Raw genomic sequence first — 21,185 nt, forward strand, 5'->3', positions numbered from 1 at the left:
ACCGGCCCGGCGGCACGCGAGCGGCCCCCTGCCTCTCCCGCTCTCCCCTACCCTTTCCGCCCCCACGCCGAGATCATCGGTGCCGTGGCCAGATCCATCGCGCCCGACTCGACGTTCGCCAGGTGGCGGTCGATCTCCTCGTCCGTGGCCAGTCCCGCCGTGACGAGGTCGGCGCGGACCTGGCGGATCGTGGCCGACTCCAGGGCCGCGCAGGCGGGTGAGGTGAGCGGGAAGTAGGCGTCGGCCTGCACGCGCCGCAGGCCGGCCTCGCGGAGCAGGCGCGGGAGGCGGCGGCCGTAGGAGAGGTCGGCGCCGCGGTCGGTGAGGAGCCGGCGGAATCCGGTGCGCAGCCGGTTGGCCAGCTTCTCGGCGGGGCCGTGCTCGTCGGGGCAGGCCAGTGGCTGCAGGGCGGGGTCGGCGTCCTCGATCAGGAGCCGTCCGCCTGGGCGCAGGGACTCGATCATCGAGCGCAACGCCCGTTCCCGGTCCGGCACATGGACGAGGACGAGCCTCGCGTGCACGAGGTCGAAGCCCTCGCCCGGCGGCTCCTCCGTGCCCACGTCGTGGACGCGTACCTCCACCGGCGGCCGGGCGGCCGGGGCGACCCGGGAGGTGTCGATGTCGGTCGCGACGACCCGCCCGGTCGGGCCCACCTTCTTGGCCAGCCAGGACACGACGGACGTGCCGCCGGCCCCGACCTCCCAGCAGCGCCAGCCGGGGCCGACACCGAATCCTTCGAGGTGCCGGAAGGTCGTGGGGTCGAAGAGGGAGGCGAAGGCGTCGAAGCGCTCTCCGGCCTCGGTCTGCCGGTTGTCGAGGAGATACCCGTCGGTTCGCATCATGTCGCGATCATCCCAGTTGTCCTGGTTGTCCATAGTGGTCGACGCTCCGATACGACGGCATGGCGACGCAACTCCACGAGGGGGTACCCGCGCCCTCGCACCGACCCCGAAGCCCCTCCGCCCGGCGCCTGCCCAACGCCCTCCCCCGCACCCCCAACACCCTTGTCCACAGGCGGGAACAAAACGGAACGCCCTGGTCCCACAGGCTTACCCGCGTTTCACGCAGGGCTGGCACACTGGCACGCCAGGGCGCAGCAATGCGGCGAGCGGGGATCCACGCAAGGAGATCCAGATGTCCATGGCAGGGAATCTGCGGAAGGTCACGAGCCTCGGCAGGGTCGGCGGCCTTCGCAGGGTGGCACGGCTGGCGCGGCGCCGTCCGCGCGTCGACCTGAGCCATCCCGCCAGGTCACCTCTGGGCTCGTCGGTGGTGAACTGCGTGTCCTATCGGGACGGGGCCCGGGTCCCGGGGGGCGGCGACCTGGTCGACACCGTGGAGCGTGTGCGCAAGCACGGCGACGGTTTCGTGTGGCTCGGTCTCCATGAGCCGACGGACCAGGAGTTCGCCGGCATCGCGGAGCTCTTCGAACTGCACCCGCTGGCGGTCGAGGACGCGATCGAGGCACACCAGCGCCCGAAGCTGGAGCGGTACGACGAGACGCTGTTCGCGGTGTTCAAGACCGTCTGTTACGTGGAGCACGAGGAGCTCACCGCCACGAGCGAGGTGGTGAACACCGGCGAGATCATGGTGTTCGTCGGCAAGGACTTCGTGATCACCGTGCGGCACGGGATGCACGGCTCGCTGGGCCCGTTGCGCGAGGAGCTGGAGGCCGACGAACAGCAGCTGGCCAAGGGCCCGGCCGCGGTGCTGCACGCGATCGCGGACCATGTGGTCGACGACTATCTGAACGTCACGGACGCGGTCCAGGCGGACATCGACCAGGTCGAGACGGATGTCTTCTCCCCGGACGGCGCGCGGACCGACCCGGGGCGGATCTACCAGCTCAAGCGCGAACTCCTCGAACTGAAGCGGGCCGTGGTGCCGCTGGCCCGGCCGATCGAGGAGTTGTCCACACGTCCCATACGGGTGGTCAGTTCGGAGATACAGGCCTACTTCCGCGATGTCTCCGACCATCTGCTGCGCGCCAAGGAACAGATCGCCGCGTTCGACGAACTGCTCAACTCGATCCTTCAGGCACACCTCGCCCAGGTGACGGTCGCGCAGAACGAGGACATGCGGAAGATCACGGCATGGGCGGCCATCGTCGCCGTCCCGACGATGGTCTGCGGGGTGTACGGCATGAACTTCGAGCACATGCCGGAACTGCACTGGACGTTCGGCTACCCCATGGTCCTCGGCGTCATATCAGTGGCGTGCCTGGCCCTCTACCGAGGCTTCCGGCGCAACGGCTGGCTCTGAGCGGGCCTCGGGCAACGGTCAGCGCGTCGCGCTCTTCGCGTAGACGCTCTCCGCCCAGGCGGCGATCTGGTCCTCCGTCAGATGCCGGGCCAGGTCGGCCTCGCTGATCATGCCGACGAGACGCTTGTTCTCGATGACGGGGAGCCGGCGGATCTGGTGGTCCTGCATCTCCCGGAGCACGTCGCCGACATCGGCGCCCGCGTCGATCCAGCGAGGCGTGCCCTGGGCCATCTCACCGGCGGTGACCTTGGCCGGGTCGTGCCCCATGGCCACACAGCCGACGACGATGTCGCGGTCGGTGAGGATGCCGCAGAGCCGTTCGTTCGCGTCGCTGATGGGCAGGGCTCCGACGTTGAGCTCGCGCATCAGCTGGGCGGCGCGGTCGAGGGTCTCGTGAGCGGGGATCCACTGGGCGCCGCGGTGCATGATGTCTCCGGCGGTGGTCATGAAGTACCTCCCGGTTCCGGACGGCCGACGCCGAGCACAAGCGCACCGCGCGGTCCGGACGGCCGGCGCGGAGCACGAGCGCACCGCTGGTCCCGGCGCCGTTCATTCTCGCCGCGCCGAGCCGCTGTCGCACCCGGAGGCGGGAGCGGGGACCGGGGCGGTTCAGACCGAGAAGCCCACGATCCGCCGCGGGACGACACGGATGATCACGCGGGTCTCGTCGTCCTTCTCGGCGGGCGGGTCGATGCCGAGGTACTTGTGCGAGAGGTCGTGCGGGAGGCGCTTGCCGGGGTCCGGGAGGATCTCGGCGGTACCGCGGATCTCGACCGAGGTGTACGGGTTGGCCAGGTCGTAGACCGAGACGCTGATGCGGGGGTCGCGGCGGAGGTTGCGTACTTTCTGCCGGTTGTCGACGGAGGAGAAGAGGACGGCGTCGCCCTCGCGTTTGATCCAGACCACGGAGTTCTGCGGGGAGCCGTCGGGGCCGAGGGTGGCGACGCTGGCGAAGTTCTTGCCGTCGAGGAGGGCGCGGACGGAGTCGTCGAAGGAGAGGTGAGCGCTCGTGGAAGTCGTCATGGGGCTCAGCGTAGTTACATGCACGCGCATATAAAAGGGGTTTGCTGGATCTTCCGGAGGTGAATCTCCGCAACCCCGGTCAGCCCCGCCAAGCCGGGTGCCGGGGATCGTCGGCGCGCACCAGGACGTCGGCGGTGCCCACGGGGTCGGTCTCGCCCTCGTAGCGCTCGAAGGCCTCCAGGGTCCAGTGCTCGGCCTCGGGGGTGCGGCGGCGCAGGGCGCCCGACGAGAGGAGGACATGGACGGACAGGTCGAAGGGGAACCAGTGCCGCAACAGGAGGGGGCCGTGCAGCAACAGATAGCCCCCGGGCGGGAGTTGGACGTAGGGGCTGCGGGTGGCGCGGTCGGTGGCGGGGTCCCAGAGGTCGGGCAGGACGCGGCCGTCGCCGCCCGGTTCGAGGGGGCCGAAGACCTCGCGCCACAGGGCGCCGGTGTCGAACCAGCCGTCGTAATAGGCCTCCACGTCCTGGTGGCCGTACTCGAAACGGAGCGACGCGGGGCGCAGGAAGCCCTGGGTGCCGACGACGAGAGAGCGGCGGCCTCGTATGCGGAGCGCTTCGGCGACGCGTTCGGCGAGGTCCTGGGGGCGGGCCGCCGGAGCACCGTCGAAGGCGATGCGCGGCCAGGGGCTGCCGTCGGCCGGCTCCAGGTCGAGAAGGCGGTCGGCGAGGAGGTCGCCGAGTCGGTCCCAGGTGATCGCTTCGAGTCGCACAGGGCCCATGATGCGTCAGCCGACGGTCAGGACGCGTTCCGCTGGTGGGACCGGCGGGCGGCGAGCAGGTGCGGGAGATGGGTCTCGCTCCAGGTACGGCGGCTTCGAGGAGGGGGATCAGGGTGCGGCAGAGGGGGGTGAGGGCGTACTCGACGCGGGGCGGGTTCTCGTCGTAGGCGGTGCGGGTGAGCAGACCGTCGCGCTCCATGGCGCGCAGGGTCTCGCTGAGGACCTTGGGGGTGACGGCCCGGAGCGGAACGCGGAGGTGTCGACCGGGCGATGCTCACCCCGGGAGGAGGACTGGAGCAGGGCGCGCCGAGTACCGGGCGTTGGGTGTTCAGCGGCGAGCGGGCGGGGTGGTTCGTGGCCCGTGCACGGGAATGAACCCCCTATGGCTCACCTGGCAACTCCCCCGCACCGCACCGGGCTTCTCGCCGTCCAGCCGCTCAGGCAAAGGCAGTGCGCCGAGTGCCGGCGTGGGCCGCTGCCGATGCTGGTGCTGGAGGACGGGGCGCCGCGGTGTCTGGACTGCGCCGACCTCGGTCATCTGGTGTTCCTGCCGCGTGGCGACACCGCGCTGACGCGCAGGTCGAGGGAGGAGAGCGCGCTGTCGGCGGTGGTCGTACGGTTCAACCGGCGCAAGGGGCGGTACGAGCGGCAGGGCGTCCTCGTCGAGGAGGCGGCGCTGGCCCGGGCGGAGGCACGGTGTCTGGTGGACGCCGAGGCGCGACGGCGGCGCCGGGTGCGGGACGCGCGGCGGCGGGCGGCTCAGGACGTGCGGTTCGCGGAGGTGTTCGCGGCGGAGATCCGCCGGCTCTTTCCCGGCTGCCCGGCCGAACGGGCCCGGGGGATCGCCGCGCACGCGTCGGTGCGCGGCAGTGGGCGGGTGGGGCGGAGCGCGGCGGGGCGGGCGTTGTCGGAGGGGGCCGTCGTCTCGGCGGTGGTGGCGTCCGTGCGGCATCTGGACACGCCGTACGACCAGTTGCTGATGAGCGGGGTACCACGGCATGAGGCGCGGCGGAGGATCGCGGTGACGGTGGAGGGGGTGCTGGGTGGGTGGCGGCAGGTGGAGCCGGGGGCTTGCTGAACGCGGTGCGCAGGGGGTTTCGGTCGCGGGTCGGCCGGATCCCGCGAGGCGGCCCGTGGACGCCTGCGTATGCGCGCGCGTCGATCGGCCATGGTGACGGTCCTCGTACGGGAATTCACTTGTGGTGACGGTGGGTGCCGGGCAGGATCTCGGCTCGATGCGGGAGTTGACGTTGAGATGATCGCTGGACCGTATTTCGTACTGACGGTGCTGGGCGTGCTGGGGACCGGGCTGGTGGCCGGGGTGTTCTGCGCGTTCTCGACCTTCGTGATGAGGGGGCTCGCCGCGTTGCCGCCGGCGCAGGGGGTCGCCGCGATGAAGGCGATCAACGTGACCGCGCTGCGGCCGGCGTTCATGCTGGTGTTCCTCGGTTCGGCGGTGCTGAGCACCGTGCTCGCGGTGGTGACGTTCGTGCTGTTGCCGGACGACGGCACGGTGGGGTTGCTGCTGGGCAGTGCGCTGTATCTGGTCGGGTCGTTCGGGGTGACCATGGTCGCCAACGTGCCGCGCAACGAGGCGCTGATGAAGCTCGACCCGGGCACTGCCGAAGCGGCCGCCTACTGGCCGACGTATGTGCGCGAGTGGACGATGTGGAACCACGTCCGCATGATCGCCTCGGGCGCGGCGGCGGTGGCGTACGTGTTGGCACTGGCGTAGCCCGCCCCCGCCTCTCGGCACCCCTCCCGAAAGCGCTGTCTCCCACTCTGCGCGTGGTCCACGGGCGACGTATCGTGGCCGAAAGAGTGCCGCCCGATGACGCACGGCCCGTCGACGCCAACGCAAGGAAGACGGCCATGGCCGATCCCAAGGGATTCATGACCACCCCTCGCCAGGACTGGCCCCGTCGGCCCGTCGAGGAGCGGGTCCGGGACTGGGACGAGGTGTACGTCCCCGGGGCGCTGCTGCCCATCATCGACCGGCAGGCCGACCGCTGCATGGACTGCGGCATACCGTTCTGCCACGACGCCTGCCCGCTCGGGAACCTGATCCCCGAGTGGAACGACCTCGTCTCCCGGAACGACTGGCGGGCCGCCGCCGACCGGCTGCACGCCACCAACAACTTCCCCGAGTTCACCGGCCGGTTGTGCCCGGCGCCGTGCGAGGCGGGCTGCGTCCTCGCCATCAACCAGCCCGCGGTCACCATCAAGAACGTCGAGGCGGCCATCGCCGACCGGGCCTGGGAGCTCGGTTTCGCGCCACCACGGCCACCGGACCGGCTGTCCGGGCGCACGGTCGCGGTGATCGGCTCGGGGCCGACGGGACTGGCCGCGGCGCAGCAGTTGACGCGAGCGGGGCACACGGTCGCCGTGTTCGAGAAGGACGACCGGCCGGGCGGGCTGATGCGGTACGGGATCCCCGCGTTCAAGATGGAGAAGCACCATCTGGAGCGCCGCATCGGGCAGATGCGGGCCGAGGGAACGAAGTTCCGTACGTCGACGGCGGTCGGGCGGGACATCGGGGCGGCGGAGCTGCGGGCGCGGTACGACGCGGTCGTGATCGCCACCGGAGCCACCGCCTGGCGCGAACTCGACGTGCCGGGGCGGGAGTTGACCGGCGTCCAGCAGGCCATGGAGTATCTGCCGCTGGCCAACCGGGTGGGCGAGGGAGATCTGGACGTCTCGCCGATGTCCGCCGCCGGGAAGCATGTCGTCATCGTCGGCGGCGGCGACACGGGCGCCGACTGTCTGGGTACGGCGGTGCGCGAAGGCGCCGCGTCCGTCACGCAGTTGGACATCTACGCCCAGCCCGGCGCCGACCGCGACGAGGACGCCGAGCCCTGGCCGACGTACCCGAAGATCTACCGGCTGTCGGCCGCGCACGAGGAGGCCGGTGCGCTGGGGACCGCTCCGGCGGCGGACGCGGACGCACGGCTGTTCGCGGCCTCCACGCTCCGTTTCACCGGTGACGCCGACGGCCATGTGCGGTCGCTGCACCTGGTCGAGGTCGACGCGGCGCGGCGGCCCGTGCCGGGGAGCGGGCGGACGCTTCCCGCCGACCTCGTCCTGCTCGCCCTCGGCTTCTCCGGGCCCGACCGCGCGGACGGGCTCGTCGACCAGTTCGGGCTGGCCATGGAGGCGCGCGGCACGATCGCGCGGGACGCCGGGTTCGCGACGAGCGCCCCCGGGGTGTTCGCCGCGGGGGACGCGGCGCGGGGGCAGTCGCTGATCGTGTGGGCGATCGCGGAGGGGCGGGCGGTGGCGGCGGCCGTCGACCGCCACCTGACGGGGAGTTCGCGGCTGCCGGCGCCGATCGGACCGTACGACCGGCCGATGACCGTTTGACGACCGTGCGACGGGGCAGACACCCGGCTCACCCCCGTTCGTCCGTACCCGCCACCTTCTTCGTCGCCAGGGCCACCCGGTTCCACGTGTTGATCGCGAAGATCAGCGCCAGCACCTGCGCCAGCTCCTCCTCGCCGAACTGGGCCGCGGCCTGCGCGTACACCGCGTCCGGGACTCCCGCCTCGGCCACCAGCGTCACCGCCTCGGTCAGGGCCAGCGCGGCCTGTTCCCGCTCCGTGAAGAAGTGCCGGGCCTCGCGCCAGACCGCGACCATGTGGAGCCGGTCCTCGCTCTCGCCGGCCTTGCGGGCGTCGTTGGTGTGCATGTGGAGGCAGTAGGCGCAGTGGTTGAGGTGGGAGGCGCGGATCTGGATCAGCTCGACCAGGGCCGGGTCGAGGCCCGCGCGGGCGGCGGCGTCGAAGCCGATGAGGGCGCGGAAGACCTTGGGGGCGGACTTGGCGAAGTTGAGGCGGGTCGTCTCGGCGGAAGCGATCGTGTTCGTCGTCATGCCCTCGAATCTACGGCCCGGAAAGACCGGCGGTAAGGTGCATTTCCATGGCTGAATCATGGGTCAATTCCGCGGAGCGGATCGGCTCCGATCTGCACCTGGAACTGGAGCTGACCGGTTCGGGCAGCAGGCGGGCCGCTCTCGGCGACGCCCTGCGGGAGGCCGTACGCAGTGGCCGGCTCGCCCCCGGTACCCGGCTGCCGCCCTACCGGTCGCTCGCCGCCGACCTGGGCGTGGCCCGCAACACGGTGGCGGACGCGTACGCCGAGCTCGTCGCGGAGGGATGGCTCACCGCCCGCCAGGGTTCGGGGACGCGGGTGGCGGAGCGGACCGAACCATTGCGCGCGGCCGGGCAGGCGCGCGTACCCAGGAGGACGCCGCCACGCGCGCGTGGACCGCGGCACGATCTGCGGCAGGGCACCCCCGACGCGTCGGCGTTCCCGCGGACGGCCTGGCTGGCCTCCTACCGGCGGGCCCTTCAGCAGGCGCCCAACGAGGTGTTCGGACCCGGCGATCCCGCCGGGCGCGTGGAACTGCGGGAGGCGCTCGCGGAGTATCTGGCACGCGCGCGTGGCGTGCGGACCGAGCCGGGACGGATCGTGATCTGCTCCGGCTTCGCCCACGCCCTGCGGCTGCTCTTCCAGAACGCCCAGTGCCTCAAGGGCCCCCTCGCCGTGGAGGCGTACGGCCTGCCCTTCCATCGTGAGCTGCTCGCGGGCGCCGGCGTGCGGCCCGTACCCCTGCCGCTGGACGAACACGGCGCCGACGTGGGGCGGTTGGGGCGCGAGCGGGCCGTACTGCTCACGCCGGCACACCAGTTTCCGACCGGCGGCCCGCTGCACGCCGAGCGGCGGGCCGCGGCCGTCGACTGGGCACGCGCGCGTGACGGTGTGGTGCTGGAGGACGACTACGACGGCGAGTTCCGTTACGACCGCAAGCCCGTCGGGGCGGTTCAGGGGCTCGATCCGGAGCGGGTGATCTACGTCGGCTCGGTGAGCAAGAGCCTGTCGCCCGCGGTACGGCTGGGGTGGATGGTACTGCCGGAGCGGTACGTCGACACCGTGCTCGCGGCCAAGGGCGAGCGGGAGGCGTGGGCGAGCGTCCTCGACCAGTTGGCCCTCGCCGACTTCCTCGTCTCCGGGGCGTACGACCGTCATGTACGGCGGATGCGACAGCGGTACCGGAGCCGGCGGGACCGGCTGGTCGCGGCCCTCGCCGCGCACGCGCCGCACGTCGAGGTCAGCGGGGTCGCCGCAGGGCTGCACGCGGTGCTGCGGCTGCCGCCCGGCACCGAGCGGTCGGCGGTCAAGGCCGCCGTCTGGCAGGGCGTCGCGCTCGACGGGCTGGCGGAGTTCCGGCATCCGGCGGCGTCGGCAGGGGACACGCCGGTCCAGGACGGCCTCGTGGTCGGGTACGCAACGCCCTCCGAGCATGCGTACGGCGCGGCGCTGGAGGCGTTGTGCGCGGCGCTGCCGCCGGGTGAGCCCGGCGGCGCTCCTGCCTCCGGATGAGCCCGCCGCGCGACGCCTCCCCGTTCGGATCTCTGCCGGAGGCCTTCCTGTAGGTGGTCGATCGAGCAGACCCACCACGCTGAACGTCCATGTCAATCACTGCTTAACAAGGTCAACTCACGTCATGACAGCAGGAAGTCGGCCTCCCCGGCCTTGGCGCCCTCGATGAACGCGGTCATCTCGTCGCTGGTGTAGATCAGCGCCGGGCCGTCCGGGTCGGTCGACTGGCGGACGGCGATCCGGCCGTCGGCGAGCTTCATCGCCTCCAGGCAGTTGCCGCCGTTGCCGCCGCTCCACGGCTTGTGCCAGCCCTCGCTGCCCAACTCCCGCGCGGGCATGCCGTTGTAGACCGGTATGCGCGGCTTGATGCGATCCATTCACAGCTCCTTGCGGAGATCCCGGAGGATCTCCTTCGTGCGATGTGCCGTAGCGGCCTGCGCCGCCGTGCGGTCCATGACCTCGAGGTGGGTCGCCACCTCGGCGCGCGCGTCGAGATAGACGGCGCCGGTCAGGTACTCGCTGTAGACCATGTCCGGAAGCTCCGGCACGGCGAATCGGAACAGCACGAAGGGCCCGTACGTGCCGGGGTGCGGCCCGTTGGCGAACGGGGCGACCTGCAGCGTCACGTTGGGCAGCTTCGTGGCGTCGAGCAGCCTGTCGATCTGGGCACGCATCACCTCCGGGCCGCCGACCGGGCGGCGCAGCGCAGTCTCGTCGATGACCGCCCAGAAACGGGGGGCATCGGGACGGGTGAGCAGTTCCTGGCGTTGTACTCGCAGTGCGACATGCCGCTCGATGTCCTCGGGCCGGGTCTGGCCGATGGCCCCCGACCTCAGGACACCGCGGGCGTAGTCCTCGGTCTGGAGCAGCCCGGGCACGAAGTGCGGATCGTAGGACCGGATGAGGCTGGCGGCGCCCTCGAGGCTGACGTACATCGAGAACCAGCCGGGCAGGATGTCGTGGTACCGCTGCCACCAGCCGGGTTTGTTGGCCTCCTCGGCCAGCTGCACGAAGGCGTCGGCCTCCTCCTCGGAGACGCCGTAGGACTTCAGGAGCAGCTGGAGGTACGGGATCTTCAGGCCGACCTCGGCCATCTCCATGCGGCGGACGGTGGCGGGGGCGACGCGGAGGACCTTGGCGGCCTCCTCGCGCTTGAGACCGGCGCGCTCACGCAGGTCCAGCAGGCGCCGGCCGAGGACGACCTGGCCGACCGTCGGCGCGGACCGCGGCTCGCTCACCCTCCACCTCCCATGCGTCCCGGGGGCTCGGAGCCCCGGTGAAAATCCGACGTAAAAACCTGACCAAAAGAATCCTGGCAGCCCGACGGCGCCATTCGAAGACCTATTCGAAGACCTGGTCGGATCTCCGGTGATCTCAACTGGCGCCGCTCGACATGCTTGTTGCGAGCAGTGTGCCACGGCCTTCCAGACCGTCACACAGCACTCTGCACTTTTCAGAGTGACACTTGCCAAGTGTTCACGGCGGGGCGATAGTGGCAAGCGTGATTCCGTCCGCGCCCTTAGGAACAGACGCCGCCGCAGGCCCCCACAGCCTCGGTGCCGCATCGGGAGCAGGCCGCTCTGCCGGGCCCGCTGCCGAGCGCCGGTTCCGGTTCGAGCTGGCCGCACATCCGGGTTCCGCCGCCCAGGCCAGACGGCTGACGCGCGCCCGGCTGAACGGCTGGGCGGTCTGCGAGGACACCTGTGACACGGCCGCTCTGGTCGTCTCCGAGCTGGTCACCAACGCCATCGTGCACACGGCGAGCAGACACATAGTCTGCGAGCTCCACGACGGCGAGGACCTGGTGCGCATAGCCGTGCGCGACGAGGGCTGCGCCCCGGGCGAGCCCCACCCCTGCGCACCGCGCGGCGAGGAGGAGCACGGGAGGGGATTGCTTCTCGTCGACGCCCTGTGTCACTCCTGGGGCACCCATGAGCACGGCCCCGGCCTTCTGGTCTGGGCGGACCTGCCCCGCCAGGCCGACGCCCCGGACACCGACCTCGGCCCCCGGAACGACCTGGGCTGGGGAGCCCGCCCCAAGCCCGGCCCCGCCGACGGCACGGGCGACGAGGACGACGAGCCGGAGGCACGGCACGCGGCGGGAACGCGGCACGAGGCGGGAACGCGGCGCGGGGAAGAAGCCCGGCACCAGCCGCAAGCACGGCACGAGACAGCGGGCCGCGAGACAGCGGCCGACCACGAGGGCGACACCCGCCACCGCGCGATACCCGGGAGCGGCGACGCGATACCCGGACGCGGCAGCGCGACCCCGCGACACGACGGCATGCGAACCCGCCTCGACGGGATACCCAGGCCCGAGGGGCCGGAGACCCGCCACGACGGCACGCCCCGCCACTCCGTCTCGGAGCCCCGCCACTCCGCTGCGGAGCCTCGGCAAGACGACGCCCCCCGCCACCTCGCCGCAGAAACCTGGCACGACGGCACGCCCCGCCACACCACCGCCGACCCCCGGCACGACGACACCCCCCGCCACCCCACCCCAGAGACCCGCCATGACGGCGCGTCCCGCCACACCACCGCGGAGACCCGTCACGACGGCACCCCCCGCCACCCCTCCCCCGAGGCCTGGCACCTCGGTCGGCCCCGGCGGGACGGCTCCGAGACCCTGCACTACGGGGCTCCCTGGCACGACGGCACGGAAGTCCGGTACGACGGGGCGGAAGCCCGGCACCACGGCACATCCCGGCACCACGGATCGGCACCGCACCACGGGACGGGGGGCCCATGGCTCTGAGGGCTGCGACCGGTGGCCAGGTCATGACCCTGGACACGCTGGTCCGCCTCCGGCGGGGACTGCACACGCCGGTCGCCCCCCGACGGCTCCTCGTCCCCGACGGCATGACGGCCCCGCTGGGCTGCGACGCGGTGGCCGTACCCGCCCGCTTCGGCCCCCTGGTGATGCCCCGGCTGCCGCGCGTCGGATGCGTGTACGCCGATGACGCGCACTGGTGGTGGATCGTTCCGTCCGACTCCGACTACGCCCTGGAGTGGCCCGCACCCGCGCGCTACGCCACCGGCGCGATCGTCCCCGACGCCCCGGGCGTCCCGGATCTGATCCACAAACCGGAGGGCACGGTCCCCTACACCCCGCCGATCCCCCTGTACCTGGCCCTGTGCCGGCTCACGGGGACCACCCCGGCCTGGTCCCGCCCGGTCAGCGCCTGAGCCTCCACCTGCTCACGGGCTCGTACAGGCGTACGCCCGCGCGCGACCGCCCCTCCCCTCCGCGCCCTGCCCCTGACAGCCCCCGCCCGCGATAGTGGCCGTCCGTCCAGGATCCGGGGAGGTCGACGGTGGGCAGGAAGCGCGGCGCCGAGCAGGCCCAGGTGTCGGAGTCGGAGCGGCTGCTCTTCGGTGGGCCGCTGCGCTACGACATGGGCTGGAACAGCCACTCCGACGCCCGGCTCCAGCTGAACTTCCGGGAGATGGTGCGGCAGCTGCCCGCGCTGCTGTCGCTCAGTTTCCGGCTCGCCTGGCAGGCCGACCGGCGGGCCGCGAAGATCGTGCTCGGCGCCGAGGCGGGCCGGGGCGCGGCGCAGGCGGTGAGTCTGCTGGCCGTGAACAGCGTGCTGGGCCGGCTGATCCGCGGCGGTGCCATCGAGGACCGGTTACGGGGTGCCGTGCCCGCCCTGGTCACCATGGCCGCGGTGATGCTCGCGGCGGCGCTGCTGCGGGCCGCGTCGACGTACGCCACCGGGCGCCTGGAACCCAAGGTGGAGCGGGTGGCGACCGAGCGGTACCTGGAGCGGGCGGCGGCGGTCGAGCTGGCCGCGATCGAGGACCACGCCTTCCACAAACTGCTGGACACCGCCCAGTACGGCGCCTCCTCCGCACGCCGCATGATCGGCTACGCCACCTGGGTCATGAACGCGGGCATCTCGCTGATCGCGGCGGCCGGTGTGCTGACCGTGCTGCACCCGGCCCTGCTACCGCTGCTGATGACGATGACCCTGCCGAGCGCGTGGAGCGCCCTGACGATCGCCCGGCGCCGGTACGAGTCCTTCCACACCTGGGTGCAGCACGCTCGCGCCGGTCATCTGCTCAGCGAGCTGCTCACCGAACCGACCGCGGCACCGGAGATCCGGGTGCACGGAGTCGGCCCCTTCCTGCTGCACCACTACCGGGCGATGTCGGAGGCTGCGGAGGCGGAGCAGGCCCGGCTGGCCCGCCTCGCGGCCCGTACCGGGCTGATCGCGGCGTTCTGGACGGGCCTCGCGACGGTGGCGACGTACGCGACCCTCGGCGGACTGCTGCTCGCGGGCGCGATGGCGCTGTCGGTGGCCGGTACGGCCGTGATCGCGATCCGCTCCGGCTCGGCCAGCCTGGACAGCCTGGTCCTGGAGGTGAACCAGCTCCACCAGGAGGCGCTCTTCGTCGGCGACCTCCAGCGGCTGTACGTCGAGGCCGAGCAGCGGGCCATCCCGGTCGGCGGACGGGAGCTGCCCGAGGACCCGAGGGAGATCCGCTTCGAGAACGTCACGTTCAGCTATCCGGGCGAGTCCACGCGCCCTGCGCTGGACGACGTCACCCTCACCCTGCCCCTCGGCCGGATCGTGGCGCTGGTCGGCGAGAACGGCTCGGGCAAGACGACCCTGGTGAAACTGCTGGCCGGGCTCTACAAGCCGGACCGGGGCCGCATCCTGTGGGACGGCACGGACACGGCGGACGCGGACCGGCGTCTGCTCGCCGAGCGGATCGCGATGGTGGCGCAGGATTTCAAACGGTGGCCGTTCACGGCCCGGGTCAATGTGGCAGTCGGCCGGTCGGCGGCGCCGCTGACCGAGGAGCGGATGGCCGACTCGATCGCCGAGGCCGGGGCCGAGGAGGTGGTGGCGGACCTGCCGCGCGGCCTGGACACGCTGCTGGCCCGCCATTTCAGCGGCGGGCACGAACTCTCGGGCGGGCAGTGGCAGCGCCTCGGCATCGCGCGGGCGGCCTACCGACGCGGCCGGATCCTGATCGTGGACGAGCCGACGGCGGCTCTGGACGCGCGGGCCGAGCTGGAGGTCTTCGAGAAGATCCGCGCCCTGGCGGGCACCGGTCAGACCGTCGTCCTGATCACCCACCGGCTGGCGTCCGTACGCCACGCCGATCTGGTGCACGTGCTGGAGCAGGGCCGCCTCGTGGAGTCCGGCACGCCGGAGGAACTGCTGGCGACCGGTGGGGTCTACGCGGAGCTGTACTCGCTCCAGGCGGACCAGTTCACGGCACCGAAGGCGAGCTGACCGCCGTGTCCCCGGGGACCACGACGAGGAACGCGTCCGTCGCGAGGTCCATCACGACCTCGGCGGGCATGCCCTCCATCCGCCGCGCGTGCGCGAACTCCTCAGCGGGCCAGGAGCCACGCGGGCCACCGGCGGGAAAGCGCTCGAGCACGGTTCGCCCGTTCACCATCCTGCACCTCCGATCAAGCGTCCTTCTTGTAGGAGTTAACGCTCTGGAGAGGCGGAACGGCTCGCTGAGTTGCGGTACTGAGACGTAGTTGACACCGGTTCAACGCGCAGCGTGAGAAACCGGTTACCGAACGGTCACTTCCGTAACCTTCCGCGTCATTCCTCGTACTCATCGTGATAGCGAACGCGCTCGCTCCCCGCGGGCGCTCCCAGCGCCGAAGCACGCCCCTCGGGCTCCTCCCACTCCTCCTGCCTGCCCAGCGCGGTGAGGTCCAGGAGGCTGGTGGTGGAGCCGAGCCCGTCGAGGCCGCGCTCGAAGGTCGAGTAGGTGTGGAAGACGCGGTCGCGCTCCCGCAGGAAGCAGCTGAGGCCGGGGCGCTCGACCAGCCTCCCGTCCTGCTCCAGGGTCACCTCGAAGTCACGGTTGAAGTCACCGCCGTACGACGAGTACCAGGGCACGGTCCAGCCCATCCGCGCCTTGAACGGCAGGATCCTGGTGTACGGCGCCCGCGACACCGCCGCGAACGTCGTCCCCCGCGCCTTCAGATGCGCCAGATGCCCGATCTGGTCCAGGAACGCCGAGCAGCTGCGGCAGCCGGCGTCCCACTCCGGCGCGAACATGAAGTGGTATACGACGAGTTGGGAGCGCCCTTCGAAGAGGTCGAGCAGCGTCGCCTTGCCGTCGCCGCCCTCGAAGAGGTACTCCTCCTCGATCTCCACCATGGGCAGCCGACGCCGCTCGGCGTTGAGCGCGTCCCGCGCCCGCGTGGCGGCCTTCTCCCTGCCCAGCAATTCCCCGCGCGCCGCGCGCCACTCCGCACGCGAGACGACCTCCGGAAGCGACATGACCCCTCCTGTGCAACGGTCCGTTCGGGGTGGTGACCGATGGACAGGGCGGAACTCATCGCTGTGCCGGAAGATTCTTTTCTCCCGGCGGGCTCTCAGGTGTCGTACTCCTGGATCCGCCTGCCATGGCTCCGGTCCAGGAGTGCCGGCAATCGCTCCCCCAACTCCCGCACCACCGACGCCACATCGATGGTCAGCAGCTCGCGGTCGCGCATCAGGACCCGTCCGTCGACGATCGTCGTGCGGACGTCCGAGGAGCGGGCGCTGTGCACGAGGGTGGCGGGCAGGTCGTGGACGGGCTGGGTGTGCGGCCCGGTGAGGTCGACGAGGACGAGGTCGGCGCGGCGGCCGGGGGCGAGGGTGCCGAGAGTGTCGCCGAGTCCGATCGCGCGGGCGCTCTGGAGGGTGGCGTGGTGCAGTGCCTGGCGGGATGTCAGCCACCGCGGGTCGCCGGTCGTGGACTTCTGGACGAGCGCGGTCAGCGCCATCGACTCCCACACGTCGAGGGAGTTGTTGGAGGCGGCGCCGTCCGTGGCGAGGCCGACGGGGATGCCGAGGTCGTGCAGGGCACGGACCGGTGTGGTGGTGGGCCAGGCGAACTTGAGGTAGCCGCGGGGCGCGGTGGCGACGGAGACCCGGCCGGTCGCCGCGGCGAGGAGCGGCAGGTCGCGGTCGAGGATGCCGGTGCCGTGGGCGATGAGGACGTCGGTGTCGAGGATGCCGGTGCGGGCCAGGACCTCGACGGGGGTGGCGCCGTGGCGTTCCAGGCTCGCCTCCGCCTGGTCGACGTTCTCGGCGGCGTGGAGGTGGACGGGCAGGCCGTGGGCGCGGGCGAGGTCGGCGGTGGTGGCGAGGTCGGCGTCGTCCACGGTGTAGGGGGCGTGCGGGGCGAGAGCGGTGGTGATGCGACCGCCGGCACCGCCGCGGTGCCGGAGCGCGAACTCCAGTGATCTCTCCCGCCCTTGAGGACCCTGGGAGGAGAAGTAGGTCTCACCGAGATGGGCCCGGATGCCGCACTCCTCGACTACGGCGGCGACGGCGCTCATCGAGAAGTAGTGGTCGGCGAAGCAGGTGACACCCCCGCGGATCATCTCCGCGCAGGCGAGCCGGGCCCCCAACTCCACGTCCGACTCGGTGAGGTTGGACTCGATCGGCCACACGACGTCGTTGAACCACTCCTCGGTCGGCAGATCCTCGGCGACACCGCGCAGCGCGACCATCGGGGCGTGGGTGTGGCAGTTGACGAGCCCTGGCATGGCCACCTGCCCACGGGCGTCGATGTGTTCGGCGCAAGGCGGCGGTTCACGGCCCGTGCCGACGGACTCGATGACTCCCTCCCGTACGACGATGGTGGCGTTCTCCTCGAACCCGACGCGCTCCTGGTCGTCGTGGACGAGGACGGCGCATCCGGTGATGACGAGGTCGGCGGGGGAGCCGGTGCCGGCGGGAGAGTCGGTCATCCCGCCAACGTACGGCGTGCTCCTCGGGTCGGGTGAGCCGAACCGCGCATCCTGTCACGGCTCTGTCGCGGCGCCGCCCGGACGAGCACCCTGGCCTGACCACCGTGCCCGGAAGGGGGACCGGCATGCTCATCGGCACCTGGAACCTGGAGAACCTCTACCGCCCCGGCGGCCCGTTCGGCCCGGCCGACAAGACCGCGTACGAGACGAAGCTGGCCGCCCTCGCCACCACGATCGCGGAGCTCGACCCCACGCTGCTGGGCGTGCAGGAGGTCGGAGACCCGGATGCACTGCGGGACCTGGCCGACATGGTGGGCGGCGACTGGCACACCGCGCTCTCCGAGCACCCGGACGGCCGGGGCATCCGGGTCGGTTTCCTCAGCCGTACGCCGCTGACGGTCCTGTCCGACACCACCGCGTTCCCGCCGCGCCTGCGCCCGGTCCAGGCGGACGACGAGGGTGGCGTGGTCGCCGAGGCGGGCCGCAGCTTCCTGGCGGTGGAGACGGCGACGGACGCCGACCCCGAGCACGGGACGGACGCCGGACCCCTGCGGGCGGCGGTCTGCCATCTCAAATCGAAGCTGCTGTCCTACCCGGACGGCCGCTTCCAGCCGCGCGACGAGGGCGAACGGGCGCGCTACGGGGCGTACGCGCTGTACCGGCGAGCGGCGGAGGCGACGACGCTGCGCTCCCTGGCCGACGTACTGCTGGCGGGCGACGGTCGGCAGCGGGACGTGGTGGTGCTGGGCGATCTCAACGACGAGGTGCAGGCGGCGACCACACAGATCCTGCTCGGCCCACCCGGCTCGGAGATCGGCACACCCGGTTTCGACCGGCCGGACGGGGGCGACGCGCTACGGCTGTGGGACGTGGCCCCGCTGATCCCGGCCGAGCGGCGCTTCTCCCGCGTCAACTCCGGGCGCCGCGAACTGATCGACCACATCCTGCTCAGCCACCGCCTCGTCCACCGGGTGACAGCGGCGGGTACTGGCCTGCCCGACGCGGCGCCGCCCGACCTCCCGTCCGTGGACCCGCGTCGTCCGGCGGAACGGCAGGGGGCGCCGGGCTCGGACCACGCGCCGGTGTGGGTGCGGATCGGCTAACCGGCCAACGGGAGTTCTGGAACCCGTACGCCCAAGTGAGCACGGTCATCGGCGAGTTCGCGCACCAGCCCGGCCAGGCGCTCGGTGTGCAGGGGCGCGAGCCGGCCCGTGTCGTCGAGGTGGACGGCGCACGCGGTGGTCGTGTCGACGAGCTCCTCGAGTACGGCGACGACATGGCCCGCGCCCTCCGAGTGCCGGGCGAGCGGCGGGAGTTCGGCGGCGGCGAGGGCGATGGCGGTACGGGCTTCGGCGAGCGCGCGGTAGGCCTCGCGGCGGAGGGTCCAGCGAACGGCACGACTGTCGGCGCCTGGTTCAACAGCACGACGGCCGGTGTCCGGGTCCGTCTCGTGCAGGACGTGGGCGAGATACGCCTGGGCGGCCTCGCCCGCCACCCCGACCCGGGCCCGTACTCCCCCGCCGCGCTGCCCCGGCATCGGCAGATGTCCGACGACCAGCACGAGGGCGCAGGCCAGCAGCGTCTCGCCGATCCGGCTCACCGAGGCCTGCGGTTCGCCGCCGACCATGACCAATGCGAGCACGAGAACGGTGACCACCGCGGTCTGGGCGGCGAAGTGCCGGGTGGCGACGGGGATGAGCGCCCCGCTCACGGCGACGAGCGCGATGAGCCCCTCCGGCCGGGGCAGTACGAGGGCGAAGGCGGCGAAGACGAGCGCGCCGAGGACGGTCCCCGCGGCCCGGCACAGCACCCGCGAGACCAACGGCCCCAGATCCGGCTTGACGAGGAAGACGGAGGTAGCGGGCAGCCAGTACCAGTGCTCGTGCTCCCCGTACCAGTGGGAGTGATGCAGGGCCTGGGCGATGGCGGCGCTGACCCCGAAGCAGAGGGCGACCCGAAGCCCGTACTCCCGCCCGCCGCTGCCGAACGCGGCCCGCAGCAGATCCCCGGCCGCCCGCTGCCGGGTGTGCAGATCCCCGCCCTTGCCCCGGTCGAAGGCCTCGGCTGCGTGCAGCAGGGCGTCGTCGAGCGCACGCAGCGCGGGGGCGGACCTGTGGGGCGCGGGCAACGGCCCGGTGTGCGTGTTCTCGCGTACGGCGGTGGCCAGCCGTCGGGGCCCGGTCGAGGCCCGCCCGGTCAGGGGTTCGCCCGCCCAGGCGAGCGCGGTGGCGGCCTCGGCGAGCGGAAGGGCGGCGGCGTACTGCGCGTGCAACCGGCGCTCGGCGGCGGAGCCGGCGTGCTGCCGCAGCCGGGGTCCGGCGAGGGCGTCCTGCGCGTGGTCGAGGGCGGCGGTGAGGGCGGCCCGCCGGGCGGTGGCGTGCTCGGCGCCGACGGCGTCGAGCAGGTCGGCGACGGCGTCGTACACCCCCGCGACCGCCGCCCGCTCCCCGTCGAACCGGAAGTCACCCGGGGATCCTGGCGTGGGCAGGGCCAGCCGCAACCCGAGCAGCCAGGCCGCACCGGCGAGATAGCCGAGCGCCCGCTCCCAGCCGGCCTCCGGCAGTGGCATGCCGGCCCCGATGGCGGAGGCGACCAGCAGTTGCGTCCCCGCACCGGAGGCGACGGGTCCGACGGCACTCATGCCACCCGCGACCAGCCCGAGCCCGGTGAGGAGGAGGGTGAGCGGCAGGGCGGAGACCTGCTGTCCGGCATACGTCCCGACGAGCATCCCCAGCGCCCCGGCCAGCGCCGGTACCCCGATCCGCGGCACGGCGGCGCGCCTGCTGCCGGGCCGGTCGTTGATCCCGGCGAGCATCGCGGCGATGGCGGCGACGACACCGAGGGAGGTGCGGTCGGTGACCACGGCGGCGAGCAGCAGGGGCCCGGCGGAGAGGGCACCGCGCAGGACGGCGTTCCAGGGGACGGGGCCGCGCTGGGTGCGCAGGGTGTGGGCGAGCCAGGGCGGGAGGGCGAACGGACGTGACACTGGGCTCCTGTCTGCTGGTCGAGGGCGGGGTGGGTGCCTTCGGGCGACGGTGGCCGGGCTGTCGGTGTCCACGGTAGATCGCGTGCGGGGAGGAAATGGGACGGTCGTATTTCGGAGATGTGACGGTCGGCCGGGAGACTGGTTTCTTTATGAACTCAACTGCCCCCGGGCCCTGAGTGACGCCGTCCGTTGCGCACGCCGGCACGCTTGAGAACCCGGATCAGTCATCCCTGGAGACCAGCCGCGCTGTCCCGGCTCGCCGTCTCGAAGATGGTCCCGGCCCGGGTGGCCGAGGCGATCAGGGACTCCGGGGCCGCTTCCTCGGAGAGGGACGCGACGATGCCGTCCAGGGTTCGCAACCCGGCCCGTTCCAGGAGTCGCTTCTCGTTGGTCACCCACTCGCCGCGCGCCGCGAGCACTCCGTGGGCCGTCTGCGCGGCAGCCGTGGCGAGGGCACCGGCGAGTTCGGTGACCCGGCCGGCCGGCGCGTGCGCGGACTTGGCGTAGGCCAGGGTGGCCCGGGCCGTGCCGTGCCACCGCTCGCTCGCCGTACGGCGGAGCTTCTCGGGATAGCCGTCCGGGCGCGGAAGCTCCCCTCGCAGCACCCGGTTGATCGCCAGCTCGGCCACCACCAAGTAGCTCGGGATTCCCGCGAGATGGAAGAGCAGCGGCTCCACATGGAACCGGCCTTCCCGCGCCTCCGCCAGCTCGTGCTCGACGACGTCGAGATCGCGGTAGTGGACGTCGACCCGCCGCCCCCCGACGGTGAGCCACGCGCCGCCGTTGAAGACGCCGCCGCCCCAGCCTCCGACCTCCGACACCTCCCCTTCCCAGCCGACGGCACGCAGGTCGGCGGCGCTGAAGGGGCCGCGGTAGTAGACGGCCAGGTCCCAGTCGCTGTCCGGGCGGTGGGAGCCCTGGGCACGCGAGCCGCCGAGGGCCACGGCGGAAACGGTGGGGAGCGCGGCGAGGCGGTCGGCGACGGTGTCGAGGAAGGCGGCGTCGGAGAGGGTCGGCATGGGGGCAGGGTAGGGATCCGGGTGACGCACTGCCACGCGAATACCCGTTGTCAGTGGTGAGGGCGCAGCTGAACT

Annotated in this window: 20 protein-coding genes and 2 pseudogenes; 9 read left to right on the forward strand and 13 right to left on the reverse strand. The window is 72.3% G+C overall.

Annotated features, from left to right (window positions below):
• Window positions 1–47: 47 nt before the first annotated feature.
• A complete protein-coding gene (locus tag ACIHIX_RS22995; protein ID WP_399959025.1) occupies window positions 48–842 on the reverse strand; it encodes a methyltransferase domain-containing protein in 795 nt (264 codons plus the stop codon).
• Between the two features lie 292 nt (window positions 843–1,134).
• On the opposite strand from ACIHIX_RS22995, the gene corA reads away from it, so the two are divergent.
• Entirely contained in the window at window positions 1,135–2,262 is a 1,128-nt protein-coding gene (gene corA / locus ACIHIX_RS23000; RefSeq protein ID WP_399959026.1) for a magnesium/cobalt transporter CorA, read from the forward strand.
• Window positions 2,263–2,280: 18 nt separating this feature from the next.
• On the opposite strand, the gene ACIHIX_RS23005 is transcribed toward corA, so the two are convergent.
• From ACIHIX_RS23005 to ACIHIX_RS23020, 4 genes and pseudogenes are all read right to left on the reverse strand, one after another.
• A complete protein-coding gene (locus ACIHIX_RS23005; RefSeq protein WP_399959027.1) occupies window positions 2,281–2,709 on the reverse strand; it encodes a CBS domain-containing protein in 429 nt (142 codons plus the stop codon).
• A gap of 162 nt (window positions 2,710–2,871) precedes the next feature.
• The gene (locus tag ACIHIX_RS23010) at window positions 2,872–3,285 is read right to left on the reverse strand and encodes a PPOX class F420-dependent oxidoreductase (RefSeq protein ID WP_399959028.1); all 414 of its coding nucleotides are present in this window, start codon (window positions 3,283–3,285) and stop codon (window positions 2,872–2,874) included.
• Between the two features lie 79 nt (window positions 3,286–3,364).
• Window positions 3,365–4,006, reverse strand: coding sequence for a uridine kinase (locus ACIHIX_RS23015; RefSeq protein WP_399959029.1), 642 nt, complete (start codon window positions 4,004–4,006; stop codon window positions 3,365–3,367).
• A gap of 151 nt (window positions 4,007–4,157) precedes the next feature.
• Window positions 4,158–4,205 (reverse strand): annotated as a pseudogene (locus tag ACIHIX_RS23020) (transcriptional regulator); the annotation flags it as partial.
• A gap of 183 nt (window positions 4,206–4,388) precedes the next feature.
• Here ACIHIX_RS23020 and ACIHIX_RS23025 point away from each other — a divergent pair.
• From ACIHIX_RS23025 to ACIHIX_RS23035, 3 genes are all read left to right on the forward strand, one after another.
• A complete protein-coding gene (locus tag ACIHIX_RS23025; RefSeq protein ID WP_399959030.1) occupies window positions 4,389–5,084 on the forward strand; it encodes a DUF2293 domain-containing protein in 696 nt (231 codons plus the stop codon).
• 177 nt (window positions 5,085–5,261) lie between these two features.
• Entirely contained in the window at window positions 5,262–5,741 is a 480-nt protein-coding gene (locus ACIHIX_RS23030) for a DUF1772 domain-containing protein (protein ID WP_399959032.1), read from the forward strand.
• 137 nt (window positions 5,742–5,878) lie between these two features.
• Entirely contained in the window at window positions 5,879–7,366 is a 1,488-nt protein-coding gene (locus tag ACIHIX_RS23035) for a glutamate synthase subunit beta (RefSeq protein ID WP_399959034.1), read from the forward strand.
• Window positions 7,367–7,394: 28 nt separating this feature from the next.
• On the opposite strand, the gene ACIHIX_RS23040 is transcribed toward ACIHIX_RS23035, so the two are convergent.
• Entirely contained in the window at window positions 7,395–7,874 is a 480-nt protein-coding gene (locus tag ACIHIX_RS23040; RefSeq protein WP_399959036.1) for a carboxymuconolactone decarboxylase family protein, read from the reverse strand.
• A 47-nt stretch (window positions 7,875–7,921) separates the two neighbouring features.
• On the opposite strand from ACIHIX_RS23040, the gene ACIHIX_RS23045 reads away from it, so the two are divergent.
• Window positions 7,922–9,385, forward strand: a complete 1,464-nt coding sequence (locus ACIHIX_RS23045; RefSeq protein WP_399959038.1) for a PLP-dependent aminotransferase family protein — start codon at window positions 7,922–7,924, stop codon at window positions 9,383–9,385.
• 122 nt (window positions 9,386–9,507) lie between these two features.
• Here the strand turns inward: ACIHIX_RS23045 and ACIHIX_RS23050 are convergent, their stop codons facing one another.
• Window positions 9,508–9,762, reverse strand: coding sequence for a DUF397 domain-containing protein (locus ACIHIX_RS23050; protein WP_266828603.1), 255 nt, complete (start codon window positions 9,760–9,762; stop codon window positions 9,508–9,510).
• On the reverse strand, window positions 9,763–10,623 hold the full coding sequence (locus tag ACIHIX_RS23055; RefSeq protein ID WP_399959041.1) for a helix-turn-helix transcriptional regulator: 861 nt from the start codon (window positions 10,621–10,623) through the stop codon (window positions 9,763–9,765).
• Window positions 10,624–10,877: 254 nt separating this feature from the next.
• Between ACIHIX_RS23055 and ACIHIX_RS23060 the strand changes: the two are divergent.
• The 3 genes and pseudogenes from ACIHIX_RS23060 to ACIHIX_RS23070 form a co-directional block, all read left to right on the forward strand.
• A pseudogene (locus ACIHIX_RS23060) lies at window positions 10,878–11,495 on the forward strand (ATP-binding protein); the annotation flags it as partial.
• Between the two features lie 635 nt (window positions 11,496–12,130).
• Entirely contained in the window at window positions 12,131–12,571 is a 441-nt protein-coding gene (locus ACIHIX_RS23065; protein WP_399959042.1) for a hypothetical protein, read from the forward strand.
• Window positions 12,572–12,699: 128 nt separating this feature from the next.
• Window positions 12,700–14,631 carry an ABC transporter ATP-binding protein gene (locus ACIHIX_RS23070; RefSeq protein ID WP_399959044.1) on the forward strand — a complete coding sequence of 644 codons (1,932 nt, stop codon included), beginning with the start codon at window positions 12,700–12,702 and terminating at the stop codon, window positions 14,629–14,631.
• Here ACIHIX_RS23070 and ACIHIX_RS23075 read toward each other — a convergent pair.
• From ACIHIX_RS23075 to ACIHIX_RS23085, 3 genes are all read right to left on the reverse strand, one after another.
• The gene (locus tag ACIHIX_RS23075; protein WP_399959046.1) at window positions 14,609–14,797 is read right to left on the reverse strand and encodes a hypothetical protein; all 189 of its coding nucleotides are present in this window, start codon (window positions 14,795–14,797) and stop codon (window positions 14,609–14,611) included. The genes ACIHIX_RS23070 and ACIHIX_RS23075 overlap by 23 nt on opposite strands.
• Window positions 14,798–14,955: 158 nt before the next feature.
• The gene (locus tag ACIHIX_RS23080; RefSeq protein WP_399959048.1) at window positions 14,956–15,645 is read right to left on the reverse strand and encodes a DUF899 domain-containing protein; all 690 of its coding nucleotides are present in this window, start codon (window positions 15,643–15,645) and stop codon (window positions 14,956–14,958) included.
• A gap of 95 nt (window positions 15,646–15,740) precedes the next feature.
• On the reverse strand, window positions 15,741–17,105 hold the full coding sequence (locus tag ACIHIX_RS23085; protein WP_399959050.1) for an amidohydrolase: 1,365 nt from the start codon (window positions 17,103–17,105) through the stop codon (window positions 15,741–15,743).
• A gap of 125 nt (window positions 17,106–17,230) precedes the next feature.
• Between ACIHIX_RS23085 and ACIHIX_RS23090 the strand changes: the two genes are divergently transcribed.
• Window positions 17,231–18,208, forward strand: a complete 978-nt coding sequence (locus ACIHIX_RS23090) for an endonuclease/exonuclease/phosphatase family protein (protein WP_399959051.1) — start codon at window positions 17,231–17,233, stop codon at window positions 18,206–18,208.
• Here the strand turns inward: ACIHIX_RS23090 and ACIHIX_RS23095 are convergent.
• Together ACIHIX_RS23095 and ACIHIX_RS23100 are read right to left on the reverse strand one after the other, a co-directional pair.
• Entirely contained in the window at window positions 18,205–20,091 is a 1,887-nt protein-coding gene (locus ACIHIX_RS23095; RefSeq protein WP_399959053.1) for an FUSC family protein, read from the reverse strand. The genes ACIHIX_RS23090 and ACIHIX_RS23095 overlap by 4 nt on opposite strands.
• A gap of 224 nt (window positions 20,092–20,315) precedes the next feature.
• Window positions 20,316–21,110, reverse strand: a complete 795-nt coding sequence (locus ACIHIX_RS23100; RefSeq protein WP_399959055.1) for a nucleotidyltransferase domain-containing protein — start codon at window positions 21,108–21,110, stop codon at window positions 20,316–20,318.
• Window positions 21,111–21,185: the final 75 nt, after the last annotated feature.

This window comes from Streptomyces sp. NPDC051913 (assembly GCF_044593635.1).
Classification (GTDB): domain Bacteria; phylum Actinomycetota; class Actinomycetes; order Streptomycetales; family Streptomycetaceae; genus Streptomyces.

Bases quoted from the DNA above. Each gene is read 5' to 3' on its own strand.
- ACIHIX_RS23010 (WP_399959028.1), bottom strand. From the start codon at position 3,285: ATGACGACTTCCACGAGCGCTCACCTCTCCTTCGACGACTCCGTCCGC.
- ACIHIX_RS23050 (WP_266828603.1), bottom strand. From the start codon at position 9,762: ATGGATCGCATCAAGCCGCGCATACCGGTCTACAACGGCATGCCCGCG.
- ACIHIX_RS23065 (WP_399959042.1), top strand. From the start codon at position 12,131: ATGGCTCTGAGGGCTGCGACCGGTGGCCAGGTCATGACCCTGGACACG.
- ACIHIX_RS23100 (WP_399959055.1), bottom strand. From the start codon at position 21,110: ATGCCGACCCTCTCCGACGCCGCCTTCCTCGACACCGTCGCCGACCGC.
- ACIHIX_RS23005 (WP_399959027.1), bottom strand. From the start codon at position 2,709: ATGACCACCGCCGGAGACATCATGCACCGCGGCGCCCAGTGGATCCCC.
- corA (WP_399959026.1), top strand. From the start codon at position 1,135: ATGTCCATGGCAGGGAATCTGCGGAAGGTCACGAGCCTCGGCAGGGTC.
- ACIHIX_RS23030 (WP_399959032.1), top strand. From the start codon at position 5,262: ATGATCGCTGGACCGTATTTCGTACTGACGGTGCTGGGCGTGCTGGGG.
- ACIHIX_RS23045 (WP_399959038.1), top strand. From the start codon at position 7,922: ATGGCTGAATCATGGGTCAATTCCGCGGAGCGGATCGGCTCCGATCTG.
- ACIHIX_RS23040 (WP_399959036.1), bottom strand. From the start codon at position 7,874: ATGACGACGAACACGATCGCTTCCGCCGAGACGACCCGCCTCAACTTC.
- ACIHIX_RS23015 (WP_399959029.1), bottom strand. From the start codon at position 4,006: ATGGGCCCTGTGCGACTCGAAGCGATCACCTGGGACCGACTCGGCGAC.
- ACIHIX_RS23080 (WP_399959048.1), bottom strand. From the start codon at position 15,645: ATGTCGCTTCCGGAGGTCGTCTCGCGTGCGGAGTGGCGCGCGGCGCGC.
- ACIHIX_RS23035 (WP_399959034.1), top strand. From the start codon at position 5,879: ATGGCCGATCCCAAGGGATTCATGACCACCCCTCGCCAGGACTGGCCC.
- ACIHIX_RS23090 (WP_399959051.1), top strand. From the start codon at position 17,231: ATGCTCATCGGCACCTGGAACCTGGAGAACCTCTACCGCCCCGGCGGC.
- ACIHIX_RS23085 (WP_399959050.1), bottom strand. From the start codon at position 17,105: ATGACCGACTCTCCCGCCGGCACCGGCTCCCCCGCCGACCTCGTCATC.
- ACIHIX_RS22995 (WP_399959025.1), bottom strand. From the start codon at position 842: ATGATGCGAACCGACGGGTATCTCCTCGACAACCGGCAGACCGAGGCC.
- ACIHIX_RS23025 (WP_399959030.1), top strand. From the start codon at position 4,389: ATGGCTCACCTGGCAACTCCCCCGCACCGCACCGGGCTTCTCGCCGTC.